Origin of the sequence: Streptomyces flaveolus (assembly GCF_014648815.1) — a bacterium.
GTDB lineage: Bacteria > Actinomycetota > Actinomycetes > Streptomycetales > Streptomycetaceae > Streptomyces > Streptomyces flaveolus.
In genome coordinates this window covers 27927-40436 of record NZ_BMRV01000014.1, presented here as the reverse complement: position 1 = coordinate 40436, position 12510 = coordinate 27927, and the positions used below count along the sequence as shown (strand labels likewise).

Below are 12510 nucleotides of genomic sequence, written 5' to 3'. Positions count from 1 at the left end.
TCACGTACGCTGGAGACATGTCGACCACGCAGGAGCGCGCGAAGGAGCAGGACCTCCCGTTCGACGTGTTCTCCCGGGCCTGCCCGTCGCGCGGCACCCTGGAGCACGTCACGGGACGCTGGGGCGCGCTGACGCTCGGCGCGCTGTACGACGGTTCGTTCCGCTTCAACGAGCTGCGCCGGCGGGTCGACGGCGTGAGCGAGAAGATGCTGTCCCAGACCCTGCACGCACTGGAGCGCGACGGGCTGGTGCACCGCGAGGCCCAGCCCACCAACCCGCCCCGGGTGGACTACGAACTCACCCCGCTGGGACGCGAGGTGGCGGGGCGGCTGATCTCGCTCATCCAGTGCCTGGAGGGGCACATGGACGAGGTTCTCGCGGCGCGTGAGCGGTACGACGCCCGGGGTTAGAGCACGGCGCGCGGCGGGCGCTGGCACTTCGGGCAGAAGTAGCTGGAGCGGTTCATCCACGGCCGGCGGCGCATCGGCGTCCCGCAGCGGCGGCAGGGCAGACCCTCGCGACCGTACGCGTCGAGCGAGCGGTCGAAGTAGCCGGACTCCCCGTTGACGTTGACGTACAGGCTGTCGAAGCTGGTGCCGCCCACGGCGAGCGCCGCGTTCATCACGTCCCGGACGTGGCCGAGGAGTTCGGCTGTGCGGGGCCGGGTGAAGCCGGCCGTCGGGCGTTCGTAGTGCAGGCGGGAGCGCCACAGGGCCTCGTCCGCGTAGATGTTGCCGACGCCGCTGATCAGCGACTGGTCGAGCAGGGCCCGTTTGACCGTGGTGCGCTTGCGGCGCAGCGCCTGGTGGAACGCCTCGTCGTCGAAGAGCGGGTCGAGGGGATCGCGGGCGATGTGCGCGATGACGTCGGGCAGTCCGTCGGGGGAGGTGTCGTGCAGCGACAGGCCGCCGAAGGTGCGCTGGTCGACGAAGCGGAGTTCGGTGCCCAGGGTGTCGGCGAAGCGGACGCGGATGCGCAGGTGCTTCTCGGCCGGCGCCTCGTGCGGCTGGACCAGCAGCTGGCCGCTCATGCCGAGGTGCGCGAGGACCGCCTGGCCGGTGTCCTCCAGCGGCAGCCACAGGTACTTGCCGCGGCGGCTGGGCGTGCCGATGCGGTGGCCCTTCAGACGCTGGGCGAAGTCGTCGCCGCCGGCGATGTGCCGGCGTACCGCACGCGGGTGCAGCACCTCGGCGTCGGCGACGGTCCGGTGGGCAACCCAGCGTTCCAGGCCTCGCCGTACGACCTCGACCTCGGGCAACTCGGGCATGACTCCCCCTCGGACGGTCCGGTGGACGGCCCGAGCGCCCGCCCCGGGGCTGGGGCGGGCGCTCGAGTCGTGCTGTGCTGTGCTGTGGTCAGGCGGAGGCCGACGGTGCGTCGGCGTTCGGCTCGGCGACGACGTCCGCGGCCGACGGGGCTTCCGTGGCCTGGGCGCGCTCGTCCGCCGCGGCGCGGATGGACCGCCACGCGGATTCCGCGGCCTGCTGCTCCGCCTCCTTCTTGCTGCGGCCGGTGCCGGTGCCGTACGAGACGCCTCCGACGCGGGCGGCAGCAGTGAAGGTCTTCTCGTGGTCCGGGCCGGTCTCCGTGACCAGGTACTCGGGGACACCGAGCCCCTCGGTCGCGGTGAGTTCCTGGAGGCTGGTCTTCCAGTCCAGGCCGGCACCGAGGTTGGAGGACTTCTCGATCAGCGGGTCGAACAGGCGGTGCACCAGTTCGGAGGCCGCGTCGAGGCCCTGGTCGAGATAGACCGCGCCGATCACCGCTTCGAGGGTGTCGGCGAGGATGGACGCCTTGTCCCGGCCGCCCGTGCCCTCTTCACCGCGGCCGAGCCGGATGAAGGAACCGAGGTCGAGCCCGCGGCCCACCTCCGCCAGCGCACGCGAGTTGACCACCGCGGCCCGCAACTTGGCCAGCTGGCCTTCGGGCAGGTCGGGGTGGGTGCGGTACAGCGTGTCCGTGACGACGAGACCGAGGACGGAGTCACCGAGGAACTCCAGCCGCTCGTTCGTCGGCAGGCCGCCGTTCTCGTACGCGTAGGAACGGTGGGTCAGCGCACGCACCAGAAGGGCGGACTCGAGCTGATAGCCGAGCCGCCCTTCCAGAAGCGTGTGGGACGAGGCCTGGGTGTCCGCCTTCTTCTTGGCGGGTGGGTCCGCCTTGGCGTCTTCCGCCTTCTTGGGGACTGACACAGTGCCTCTCACCAGCCGCTCAGACCTCGAGGACCTGGCGCTTGTTGTAAGTGCCGCAAGACGGGCACGCGATGTGCTGCTGCTTGGGCTCGTGGCAGCGCTCGCACGCAACCAGGGTGGGGACCGCAGCCTTCCACTGCGACCGGCGGTGGCGCGTGTTGCTGCGCGACATCTTCCGCTTCGGAACAGCCACGGCTACTTCTCCTGCTTCTCGTCGACGCCCGGTTCGGCGCCGCTCATCTCGTCCTTCTCGCCGTCTTCGAGTGAACCGGCGAGTCCCTGCAAAGCCGCCCAACGGATGTCGACGGCGTCATGGTGGTGGTCCGGGTCGTCCGACAGGCGTACTCCGCACTCGGAGCACAGACCCTGACAGTCTTCCTGGCACACCGGCTGCATCGGCAGTGCGAGCACCACCGCATCACGCAGCACGGGTTCGAGGTCGATCAGACCGTCCTCGACGAAGAGCCTGTCCTCGTCTTCCTCGGCGTCGTCGGCCGGTTCCGCCTTCACGCGGCCCCGGTCGTCGGCGTCAGGGTACGAGAACATCTCCTGGAAGTCCGCTTCGAGCTGCTGCTCCAGCGGCTCCAGACACCTTACGCACTCCCCCTCGGCCTTGGCACGGGCGGTGCCTGTGACGAGCACCCCTTCCAAGACCGACTCGAGCCGGAGCTCGAGCTCCAACGGGGCACCCTCCGGCACTCCGATGACTCCCGCGACACCGAGGTCCCGGGGAGCGTCGATCGTGCGGTTCAGGCGCTGCAGCGCACCAGGACGCCGTCCCAGCTCGTGCGTGTCGAACACGAGAGGGTTTCGGTGGTCGAGGCGGGCGTTCAGGGCCATTCCTGCTTTCGATCTTCTGAGCTGGGGGAACGCCGCCCTGCGGTGTCCCCGGGCAGCGTTGATCGCGGACGTACGCGCGACCGAAGAGCCAGGATACTGGACCTTCCGCTCTCGGCCCAATCCGGCCCCGCGGCCGGCACCGGGCTAGAGCCCGCGGCCCTGTTCGTAGGCCCTCAGCTGCTCGGCACTGATCATGCTGGTGTCGAAGAGGCTGGTCTCGTCGAGGGCCCCCGGCTGGGCCGGCGGCAGCTGCGGGGGCTGCTGGGGCTGGGCGTAACCCTGGGCGTCGTAGGCCGGTTGCTGGGCGTCGTACCCCTGATACGCGTACGGGTCGGCGGGCTGCTGCTGGTAGCCGTACGCGTCGTGCGAGCCGTCGTAGGGCTGCTGGTAGCCGCCGTACGGGTCGGGCTGCTGCTGCGCGTAGCCGTACGCCGGCTGCTGCGCCGGCATCTCCGGTACGGCCGGTGCCTGGGCCGCCGCCGGCTGGGGCTCGCCGTACTCCCGCTGCCGGGGCGGCCCGGCGGGGGCGTCCGAGAGGGCCGCGAGGTCGGCGAGGTAGTCGGCGTCGCTGGAGTGCTGGACGGTGGTGAGGTCGTCGGCGAGGGCGCCGAGGTCGTCCGTGGCGATCCGGCCGTGCAGCTTCTGTCGGCCGCGGCCGACGGCCTCCAGGGTCTTGGCCAGGACCGCCTCGAAGGCGCCGAGCTTGGTGTCGACGTAGGTGTCGGCGTCGCGGCGCAGGGTCTCCGGGTCGTGGCTGCGCTCGGGGGCGTCCTCGTCCTCGTAGCCGTTCTCGTCGAGGCCGGGTCCGGTGCCGAGGAGCTTCTCCCGGCCGCGGCCGACGGAGCCGAGGGTCTTGGTGAGGACGACCTCGAAGTTGGCGAGCTTGGAGTCGACGTAGTCGTCGGCCTCCGCACGGACCTCCTCGGCCTCCTGGCGGGCCTCGGCGAGGATCCGGTCGGCCTCGGCCTGGGAGCGGCGGGCCACCTCCGTGTCGGCGATCAGGGAGTCGCGCTCCGCGTGCGCGCTCTCGATGATCCGCTCGGCCTCCTGGCGGGCCTGCGCGACCATCTGGTCGCGGTCGCCGATCAGCTCCTGGGCCTGGGCGAGGGAGCCGGGGAGCTCGGCGCGCAGCTCCTCCAGCATCGAGAGCAGCTCGGCGCGGTTGACCACGCACGAGGCAGACATGGGCATGGCGCGGGCGCCGGAGACCATCGCGGTGATCTCGTCGAGCTTCTTCTGCACGTCCACCGTGTGCTCGCCACTCTCTACAGCTGTGTTGGAGACGGACGGGACGACTGTACGACCCTGGGGTGTCGTGGGGACACCGGGTGACGGAATGTCAGTCTCCGGGGGCTGCTCGGGGCGTGTGCGGGGGTGCGCTCAGTCCTGCTTCAGGCGCTCCGAGAGCGCTTCGAGGACCAGCGGCGGCACCAGGTGGGAGACGTCGCCGCCCCAGGTCGCGACCTCCTTGACCAGGGAGGACGACAGGAAGCTGTAGGTGGGGTTGGTGGGGATGAAGAGGGTCTCCACGCCCGAGAGGCCGTTGTTCATCTGGGCCATCTGCAGCTCGTAGTCGAAGTCGCTGACCGCGCGCAGGCCCTTCACGATGGCCGGGATCTCGCGCTGCTTGCAGAAGTCGACGAGCAGGCCGTGGAAGGACTCCACGCGGACGTTCCCGTACTCGGCGGTGACCTGGCCGATCAGGTCGATCCGCTCCTCGATCTCGAACAGGCCCTTCTTGGCCTGGTTGATCATCACCGCGACATAGACCTCGTCATAGAGACTGGAGGCCCGGGCGATGATGTCGAGATGTCCGTTGGTGATCGGGTCGAACGACCCGGGACAGACGGCGCGGCGCACTTGAGTTCCCTCGCTCTCCGGTCCGGTCATCGTGCGTCTTCGCACGTAGAGGCGGCGCGACCGTACCAAAACGTTCCCTCGCCGTAGCGACGGGCCCGGATGGCCTCGAAGCCGTCGGGCCAGCCGAATTCCCCGCCTCTGGTGCTGCGCTCCACGGTGACGAGCGCTTGCTCAGTGAGCCACCCCTCCGTGCGGAGTGTGAGCAGGATCTCCCGAAGATCGTCGTCGGAGACGGCGTACGGCGGGTCCAGGAAGACGATGTCGTACGGCTCGGCCGGGGCCGGGGTGCGGATGATCTGTTCCGCTTTGCCCGTCCTGACCTCGGCGCCGGGCAGGCCGAGGGACTTGGCGTTGTCCCGGACGGTGCGGGCGGCTCGGGCGTCGGCCTCGACGAGCAGGACGTGCCCGGCGCCGCGGGACAGGGCCTCCAGGCCGACGGCGCCGGACCCGGCGTAGAGGTCGAGGACCCGTTCGCCGTCCAGGGGGCCGCCGAGCAGGGACTGCCAGGTGGAGAACAGGCCCTCGCGCGCACGGTCGGAGGTGGGGCGAGTGCCGGTTCCCGGCGGGACGGCTAGGCGACGTCCGCCGGCTTTGCCGGCGATCACGCGGGTCATGGCGGGTCCTTGGTCGTGGGGCTTCGTGGGTTCAGTCTGGCAGGAGGAGGTCCGGGGTGCCTCGCGTCGTGGGGCGGCCGCGCATGCGTCGTGGTGCTCGCGCCCGCGCGGCGGGGCCGCCTGCCGGCACAGCCCCGCGCCCTTTGCGGCGCTGCCGCTCAGCCCTTTTCCAGGTACTGCTCCCGCTCCTCGTCCAGGAGGGCGTCGAGGGCCGTGCGCAGGCCGGGGAGGCTTGTCAGTTCCGGGTCGGCGGCGACCACCGCTGCCGCCTCCTCCCTGGCCTCGGCGATGATCTCCTCGTCCTCGATGACCGCGAGGACGCGCAGGGAGGTGCGGGCGCCGGACTGGGCCTGGCCGAGGACGTCGCCCTCGCGGCGCTGTTCGAGGTCGATGCGGGAGAGCTCGAAGCCGTCGAGGGTGCCGGCGACGGCGTTGAGCCGCTGCCGGGCCGCGCTCGCCTCGGGCATCTCGGTGACCAGCAGGCACAGGCCGGGTGCGGAGCCACGGCCGACGCGGCCGCGCAGCTGGTGGAGCTGGGAGACACCGAAGCGGTCGGCGTCCATGATCACCATCGCGGTGGCGTTGGGGACGTTGACGCCGACCTCGATGACCGTCGTGGCGACCAGGACGTCGGTCTCGCCCGCGGCGAAGCGGCGCATGACGGCGTCCTTGTCGTCCGGCTGCATACGACCGTGCAGGATCTCGACCTTCAGCCCCTGGAGCGGGCCCTTCGCGAGCTGCTCGGCGACGTCGAGGACGGCGAGCGGGGGGCGTTTGTCGGCGTCGCCCTCGGAGGGGCCCGGCTGCTTGGACTTCTTCTTCGGGCCGTCCTCCTCGTCGCCGATGCGCGGGCAGACGACGTACGCCTGGTGGCCGTTCGACGCCTCTTCGCGGACCCGCTCCCAGGCGCGCGCGAGGAAGTGCGGCTTGTCGGCGGCCGGGACGACGTGGCTGGCGATCGGTGAGCGTCCGGCCGGGAGCTGGTCCAGGACGGAGGTCTCGAGGTCGCCGAAGACGGTCATGGCGACGGTGCGCGGGATGGGCGTGGCGGTCATGACGAGCAGGTGCGGCGGCTGTTTTCCCTTGCCGCGCAGGGCGTCGCGCTGCTCGACGCCGAAGCGGTGCTGTTCGTCGACGACGACCAGGCCGAGGTCGTGGAACTGCACCTTGTCCTCGATCAGCGCATGCGTGCCGATGACGATGCCGGCCTCGCCGGTGGCCAGGTCGAGCAGGGCGTGGCGGCGGGCGGCGGCGCCCATCGAGCCGGTGAGCAGCACCACCTTGGTGGCGTCCTCGGCGCCGCCCAGCATGCCTCCCTGGGCCAGCTCGCCCATCATCTCGACGACCGACCGGTGGTGCTGCTGGGCGAGCACCTCGGTGGGCGCCAGCATCACGGCCTGCCCGCCCGCGTCGACGACGGCCAGCATGGCGCGCAGGGCCACCAGCGTCTTGCCGCTGCCCACCTCGCCCTGGAGCAGCCGGTGCATCGGGTGGTCGGTGGCGAGGTCGTCGAAGATCTCGCGCGAGACCTTGCGCTGGCCCTCGGTGAGGGTGAAGGGGAGGCGGTCGTCGAAGGCGGTGAGCAGGCCGTCCGGCTTGGGTTGCCGCGGGACCGCGGGGAGTTGGGTCTCGGCGTGGCGGCGGCGGGCCAGGGCGACCTGGAGGACGAAGGCCTCGTCCCACTTCAGGCGGGCTCGGGCGTCCTCGATGTCCGCCTTGGTGTGCGGGCGGTGGATCTTCAGGAGGGCCTCGGGCAGGGAGACCAGGCCGCGGCCCTCGCGCAGGGAGTCCGGGAGGGGGTCGACGGCCTCCTGTGCGCTGGGCAGGACCGTCTGGATCGCCTTGGCGAGCTTCCAGGACTCCAGCTTGGCGGTGGCCGGGTAGAGGGGGATGAGGGCGCCCGCCCAGGACTCGACGGTCTCCTCGCCGTCGGGGTCACCGCGCAGCAACTCGTATGCCGGATGGGCCAGTTGCAGCCGGCGGTTGAAGACGGAGACCTTGCCCGCGAACATCGCCCGGGTGCCCGGCAGGAGCTCCTTGTGGGGCTTGTGGACGCCGTTGCCGAAGAAGACCAGTTGGAGGCGGCCGCTGCCGTCCGTGATGGTCACTTCGAGGCGCTGTCCCTTGCCGCGCGGCGCCTTGGCGGAGGCGAAGGTGTGCAGGCGGGCGTCCGCGACCTGGGCGACCACCGTGACGTGCTCGTCCATGGGGAGGTCGGCGAGGTGGGTGAGCTGGCCGCGCTCCTCGTATCTGCGGGGGTAGTGGTGGAGGAGGTCGCCGACGGTGTGCAGGCCGAGATGCTCGGCCATCACCTTCGCGGTGGCGGGGCCGAGCACCTTCTTGAGGGGTTCTTGCAGTGCGGGCACGAGATCCATTGCACACCACGCCACTGACAATCCCGTCCACCCGCCGGGAGGTAGCGGCTACTCCACGCCGATCAGCAGCAGCGCGCCCTGCCGGCCGCCCCGGTAGACGACCGTGTCGACGGCGAGGTAGGCCTCGCGGACACGGGCCTCCAGGGTTTCGGCGAGGGGCTCGGGGGCGTCGTCGCCGAGGACCAGCGTGACCAGTTCGCCGCCCGCCGCGAGCATGCGGTCCAGTACGGTCCCGGCCACGGCCGTGACGTCCGCGCCGATCACGGCCACGTCGCCGTCGATGAGGCCGAGGACGTCACCGGCCTGGCAGATGCCGGCCGTCGTCCACGACCGGTGCTCGGCGACGGTGACCTCGGCGTAGCGGGTGGCGCCGGCCGCCGAGGTCATCGCCACGACGTCCTCGTCGAAGCGCCGCTCGGGTTCGTGCACGGCGAGCGCGGCGATGCCCTGGACCGCGGAGCGGGTCGGGATCAGGGCGACGCGGATGCCTTCGGTGCGGGCCTGCTCGGCCGCCGCGGCGGCGGTGTGGCGCAGCTCGGCGTCGTTGGGCAGCAGCACGACCTCGCGCGCGTGCGCCCGCCGTACGGCCTGGACGAGCTCCCCGCTCGCGGGCGCCTCCCCGGGGCGGGCGAGCACCGCGGTGGCACCGGCCTCGGCGTAGAGCCCGGCCAGGCCCTCGCCGGGCACGACGGCGACCACGGCGCGCTGGGCCCGTTCCCGCGGCGGGCGCTCGGTGCCGGTGGTGTGCACGTCGCCGTGCCCGAAGTGGGTGATCCGGATCCGGTACGGCCGTCCGGCCTCGACGCCCGCCTCCACGGCGGCACCGGCGTCGTCGACGTGCACGTGGACGTTCCACAGTCCGTCGCCGCCGACCACGACGAGCGAGTCCCCGAGGGTGTCGAGCCGCTGCCGCAGCCGCGCCACTGCGGTGTCCTCGGCCTCCAGGAGGTAGATCACCTCGAAGGCGGGGCCGTCCGCCGCGTCGCACTCCCCGGCGCTCTCCTGCCCCGCGTGGTCCACGCGCGCGTGCGGCACGGCCACCGCTCCCGCCGCCGGCGCCTGCCCGGTGAACGTCTCGACCAGGGCGGCGAGCACGGTCACCAGGCCGTGTCCCCCGGCGTCGACCACTCCGGCGCGCTCCAGGACCGGCAGTTGTCCGGGGGTCGCGGCGAGTGCCGCGCGGGCGCCCTCGTAGGCGGCGTGGGCCACGGCCTCGCAGTCGTCCCCGGCTTCCTGTGCCGCGTCGGCGGCGGCCGAGGCGACCGTGAGGACGGTGCCCTCGACCGGGTGGGCCACGGCCTGCCGGGCGGAGTCGGCCGCGTGCCGCAGGGCCAGCCGCAGACCCGGACCGTCGGTGTGGGCGGGCTCGCTCCGTTCGGTGAGCACCTGGGCCAGGCCGCGCAGCAGCTGGGCCAGGATGGTTCCGGAGTTGCCCCGGGCGCCGATCAGCGCTCCGTGCGCCATGGCGCCGACGGCGTCGGCCAGCGTGGGCCCGCCGGCCGTCCCCGCCGGGTCGGTGGGCGGCTCCGCGTGCTGTCCGGCCGGTCCGACCTCGTGCGCCGCGAACACCGCTTCCACGGCGGCGACGGCGGACTCGACGGTCAGATAGAGGTTGGTGCCGGTGTCCCCGTCCGCGACCGGGTACACGTTGATCGCGTCGATCTCCTCGCGCGCCCGTCCGAGCGCGCGCAGCGACAGACCGCACCAGGTGCGCACCGCCAGAGCGTCGAAGAACCTCTGCGGCACCTGCGCCACCTGCGCCTCCTTGAGCTGCTGGACGTGGCAGGCAGCGTAGACCCCGGGAGGGTGCCCACCGGAAGAGGGCCGGGGGCGGGCCGCTGAACCGCCATGGTAGTTTCGTTGTACGGGAGCAGCCGTTGTATGCTGCTCCGGTTGCCCGATCTGATCGGGCTCTCCCCCTGGCACCGCCACTCAGATCACGGACCGTTCGCGCTCGAGATCCTGTCCCGGCATGCCGGGATCAACCGTAAGTGCATCTGAAGTCTTTGGAGTGACCCGTGGCTGCCAACTGCGACGTCTGTGGCAAGGGGCCGGGCTTCGGCAACAACATCTCGCACTCGCACCGCCGTACGTCCCGTCGCTGGAACCCGAACATCCAGCGTGTGCGTACCGTGGTCGGCGGGACGCCGAAGCGCGTGAACGCTTGCACCTCGTGCATCAAGGCCGGCAAGGTCTCGCGCTGACGCGTCCAGCTGAGCGCGCGGCCACTGCCCGGTCCGCTGCACTGAGCCGGTCCACTTCGGTGGGCCGGCTTTTTGCCTTGCCCGCAATCTTCGGGAGGCGCAGGCCTCTCCTGCCCGCTTCCCGCATGCCGGCCGCCTTCTTGCAGCGGCCGGCCTAGCAGGGACCACCGCCCCCGGCGTCACGCCGAGGCCGTGCCCTGCCGGAGCTGCCAGCCGTGATCCACGGGGCCGATGCCGCCACCGAGCGCGAAACCGGCCGCGATCGCGCCGGTGACGTACTCCTTGGCGGCCGTCACGGCCTCCGGCACCGACTGCCCCTTCGCCAGGCCGCAGGCGACAGCCGACGCGAGGGTGCAGCCCGTGCCGTGCGTGTGCCGGTTGTCGAGGCGCGGGGCGCGCAGCCAGTGCTCCTCGGAACCGTCCGTGAGCAGGTCCACGGCGTCGCCGGACAGATGCCCTCCCTTGATCAGCACCCAGCGCGGCCCGTACTCCAGCACGGCGGCGGCGGCCCGGCGCAGGTCCGCGTCGGACTCGACGCGCACGCCGGTGAGTTGCGCGACCTCGTCGAGGTTGGGCGTGGCGACGGTGGCCGCCGGCAGCAGCTTGGTGCGTACGGAGTCCAGGGCGGATGCGGCGAGCAGCGCGTCGCCGTGCTTGGAGACGCCGACCGGGTCGACGACGGCCGGGGCGTCGGTGCCGCTGATCAACTCGGCGACCGTCTCGACCAGTTCCGCGGAGGAGAGCATGCCGGTCTTGACCGCCTGCACGCCGATGTCGTCGACGACGCTGCGGTACTGGGCCCGGACCGCCTCCACGGGCAGTTCCCAGGCGCCCTGCACGCCGAGGGAGTTCTGCGCGGTGACGGCGGTGAGCACGCTCATGCCGTGCGTGCCGAGGGCGAGCATCGTCTTCAGGTCGGCCTGGATGCCGGCGCCGCCGCCGGAGTCGGACCCGGCCACGGTGAGGACCAGGGGCGGCCTCATGCCTCGACCTCCCCGCCGAAGTGGTCCCAGCCGCCCTGGCTGGTCCAGGGCGCCCCGTCGACGGTCACCTGGGGCAGCGCCGAGGGGTTGAGGACCTCGCCGATCACCTTCCAGCGGGCGGGCAGCTTCACGTCCGGCGGGAACGTGGCCACGATCGCGTGGTCCTCTCCCCCGGTGAGCACCCACTGCATCGGGTCGACGCCGACGGCCTGACCGATGTCGTTCATCTGGGACGGGATGTCGATCTGCCCGGAGCGGATGTCGATCCTGACCTTGCTGGCCTCCGCGATGTGGCCCAGGTCGGCGATCAGTCCGTCGCTCACGTCGCACATCGCGGTGGCGCCGAGCCCCGCGGCGGCCGGGCCCGCGTGGTACGGCGGCTCGGGGCGCCGGTGGGCCTCGACGAAGGCGCGCGGCGAGCGGAAGCCGCGGGAGAGCACGGCGAACCCGGCCGCGGACCAGCCGAGCCAGCCGGTCACCGCGACGAGGTCGCCGGGCTGGGCGCCGCCCCGGGTGACGGGCTCCTGGTTGCGCAGGTCGCCGAGGGCGGTGATGGACACGGTGATGGTGTCGCCGCGCACCACGTCGCCGCCGACCACGGAGGCGCCCGCGACCTGGCACTCGTCGCGCAGCCCGTCCATCAGCTCGGTCGGCCAGGTCACCGGGAGTTCGGCGGGCACGACCAGGCCGAGCAGCAGCGCGGTGGGCACGGCGCCCATCGCGGCGATGTCGGCGAGGTTCTGTGCCGCCGCCTTGCGGCCCACGTCGTACGCGGTGGACCAGTCACGCCGGAAGTGCCGCCCCTCGACGAGGATGTCGGTGCTGGCCACCACCCGGCGGTCGGGCGCGGCGACCACCGCGGCGTCGTCGCCGGGGCCGACCCGGACCGCCGGGGTGGAGGTGAGACGGGAGGTGAGCTCCCTGATGAGCCCGAACTCACCGAGCTCACCAACAGTGCCCTTCATGGCCTTACTCCCCTTCTGTCCCTGTCCGTGCCCGGTCGCGCGTCATCTCTGTCCTGGTTACGGTCGAAATGGCCGTTGCCACGGTCGGCGTGGGCGTCAACTCGTGTCATCACAACACCCCGGCGCGCGGGCTCCGCGTCCCGCGGGTCTCCCCGCGGAGAGCGACGACGCGATACCGTGGCGTTCCTTTTCCCCACATGATCCTCGTGGCCGCTCTGGAGGTTTCGTGGTACAGGCGTACATCCTGATCCAGACGGAGGTCGGCAAGGCGTCGACCGTCGCCGAGACGATCAGCAAGATCCCTGGAGTGATCCAGGCCGAGGACGTGACGGGACCGTACGACGTCATTGTCCGCGCTCAGTCCGACACCGTCGACGAGCTGGGCCGCATGGTGGTTGCCAAGGTCCAGCAGGTGGACGGCATCACCCGCACCCTGACCTGCCCGGTCGTCCATCTCTAGCCCCCGTCTACGCTGGG

The 12510-nt window shown here is 72.0% G+C and carries 14 protein-coding genes; 3 read left to right on the top strand and 11 right to left on the bottom strand.

Features of this window, described 5'->3' with window-relative positions; genetic code table 11:
* Positions 1-17: 17 nt before the first annotated feature.
* Positions 18-410: a winged helix-turn-helix transcriptional regulator gene (locus IEZ05_RS28020; protein ID WP_189233051.1), complete on the top strand. Its 393-nt coding sequence runs from the start codon at positions 18-20 to the stop codon at positions 408-410.
* On the opposite strand, the gene mutM is transcribed toward IEZ05_RS28020, so the two are convergent.
* The 9 genes from mutM to IEZ05_RS27975 all read right to left on the bottom strand — a co-directional run bounded on the left by mutM (position 407) and on the right by IEZ05_RS27975 (position 9636).
* Complete coding sequence (mutM, locus tag IEZ05_RS28015) at positions 407-1267, bottom strand: bifunctional DNA-formamidopyrimidine glycosylase/DNA-(apurinic or apyrimidinic site) lyase (RefSeq protein ID WP_189233050.1); 861 nt, start codon at positions 1265-1267, stop codon at positions 407-409. The genes IEZ05_RS28020 and mutM overlap by 4 nt on opposite strands.
* An 88-nt stretch (positions 1268-1355) precedes the next feature.
* Positions 1356-2204, bottom strand: coding sequence for a ribonuclease III (rnc, locus tag IEZ05_RS28010; RefSeq protein WP_189233049.1), 849 nt, complete (start codon positions 2202-2204; stop codon positions 1356-1358).
* A gap of 7 nt (positions 2205-2211) precedes the next feature.
* Positions 2212-2385, bottom strand: coding sequence for a 50S ribosomal protein L32 (gene rpmF / locus IEZ05_RS28005; RefSeq protein WP_003951102.1), 174 nt, complete (start codon positions 2383-2385; stop codon positions 2212-2214).
* Between the two features lie 2 nt (positions 2386-2387).
* A complete protein-coding gene (locus IEZ05_RS28000) occupies positions 2388-3032 on the bottom strand; it encodes a YceD family protein (RefSeq protein ID WP_189233048.1) in 645 nt (214 codons plus the stop codon).
* A 144-nt stretch (positions 3033-3176) separates the two neighbouring features.
* On the bottom strand, positions 3177-4280 hold the full coding sequence (locus IEZ05_RS27995; RefSeq protein WP_189233047.1) for a cell division initiation protein: 1104 nt from the start codon (positions 4278-4280) through the stop codon (positions 3177-3179).
* Positions 4281-4412: 132 nt separating this feature from the next.
* On the bottom strand, positions 4413-4892 hold the full coding sequence (gene coaD / locus IEZ05_RS27990) for a pantetheine-phosphate adenylyltransferase (RefSeq protein ID WP_189233166.1): 480 nt from the start codon (positions 4890-4892) through the stop codon (positions 4413-4415).
* A 26-nt stretch (positions 4893-4918) separates the two neighbouring features.
* The gene (gene rsmD / locus IEZ05_RS27985; protein ID WP_268255238.1) at positions 4919-5638 is read right to left on the bottom strand and encodes a 16S rRNA (guanine(966)-N(2))-methyltransferase RsmD; all 720 of its coding nucleotides are present in this window, start codon (positions 5636-5638) and stop codon (positions 4919-4921) included.
* 26 nt (positions 5639-5664) lie between these two features.
* Positions 5665-7881, bottom strand: a complete 2217-nt coding sequence (gene recG / locus IEZ05_RS27980; RefSeq protein ID WP_189233045.1) for an ATP-dependent DNA helicase RecG — start codon at positions 7879-7881, stop codon at positions 5665-5667.
* 48 nt (positions 7882-7929) lie between these two features.
* The gene (locus tag IEZ05_RS27975) at positions 7930-9636 is read right to left on the bottom strand and encodes a DAK2 domain-containing protein (protein WP_189233044.1); all 1707 of its coding nucleotides are present in this window, start codon (positions 9634-9636) and stop codon (positions 7930-7932) included.
* Positions 9637-9899: 263 nt separating this feature from the next.
* On the opposite strand from IEZ05_RS27975, the gene rpmB reads away from it, so the two are divergent.
* Positions 9900-10085: a 50S ribosomal protein L28 gene (gene rpmB / locus IEZ05_RS27970; RefSeq protein WP_003993230.1), complete on the top strand. Its 186-nt coding sequence runs from the start codon at positions 9900-9902 to the stop codon at positions 10083-10085.
* A gap of 179 nt (positions 10086-10264) precedes the next feature.
* On the opposite strand, the gene thiD is transcribed toward rpmB, so the two are convergent.
* Entirely contained in the window at positions 10265-11068 is an 804-nt protein-coding gene (gene thiD, locus IEZ05_RS27965; RefSeq protein ID WP_189233043.1) for a bifunctional hydroxymethylpyrimidine kinase/phosphomethylpyrimidine kinase, read from the bottom strand.
* Positions 11065-12033 (bottom strand): thiamine-phosphate kinase, encoded by a 969-nt coding sequence (locus tag IEZ05_RS27960; RefSeq protein ID WP_189233042.1) that lies wholly within the window; start codon positions 12031-12033, stop codon positions 11065-11067. Before IEZ05_RS27960 ends, thiD begins: the two co-directional genes overlap by 4 nt.
* A gap of 226 nt (positions 12034-12259) precedes the next feature.
* On the opposite strand from IEZ05_RS27960, the gene IEZ05_RS27955 reads away from it, so the two are divergent.
* On the top strand, positions 12260-12493 hold the full coding sequence (locus tag IEZ05_RS27955; protein ID WP_019328745.1) for an Lrp/AsnC family transcriptional regulator: 234 nt from the start codon (positions 12260-12262) through the stop codon (positions 12491-12493).
* Positions 12494-12510: the final 17 nt, after the last annotated feature.

Coding starts and splice junctions, on each gene's coding strand:
- IEZ05_RS28020 (WP_189233051.1), top strand. CDS start 18: ATGTCGACCACGCAGGAGCGCGCGAAGGAGCAGGACCTCCCGTTCGAC.
- mutM (WP_189233050.1), bottom strand. CDS start 1,267: ATGCCCGAGTTGCCCGAGGTCGAGGTCGTACGGCGAGGCCTGGAACGC.
- IEZ05_RS28000 (WP_189233048.1), bottom strand. CDS start 3,032: ATGGCCCTGAACGCCCGCCTCGACCACCGAAACCCTCTCGTGTTCGAC.
- recG (WP_189233045.1), bottom strand. CDS start 7,881: ATGGATCTCGTGCCCGCACTGCAAGAACCCCTCAAGAAGGTGCTCGGC.
- thiD (WP_189233043.1), bottom strand. CDS start 11,068: ATGAGGCCGCCCCTGGTCCTCACCGTGGCCGGGTCCGACTCCGGCGGC.
- IEZ05_RS27960 (WP_189233042.1), bottom strand. CDS start 12,033: ATGAAGGGCACTGTTGGTGAGCTCGGTGAGTTCGGGCTCATCAGGGAG.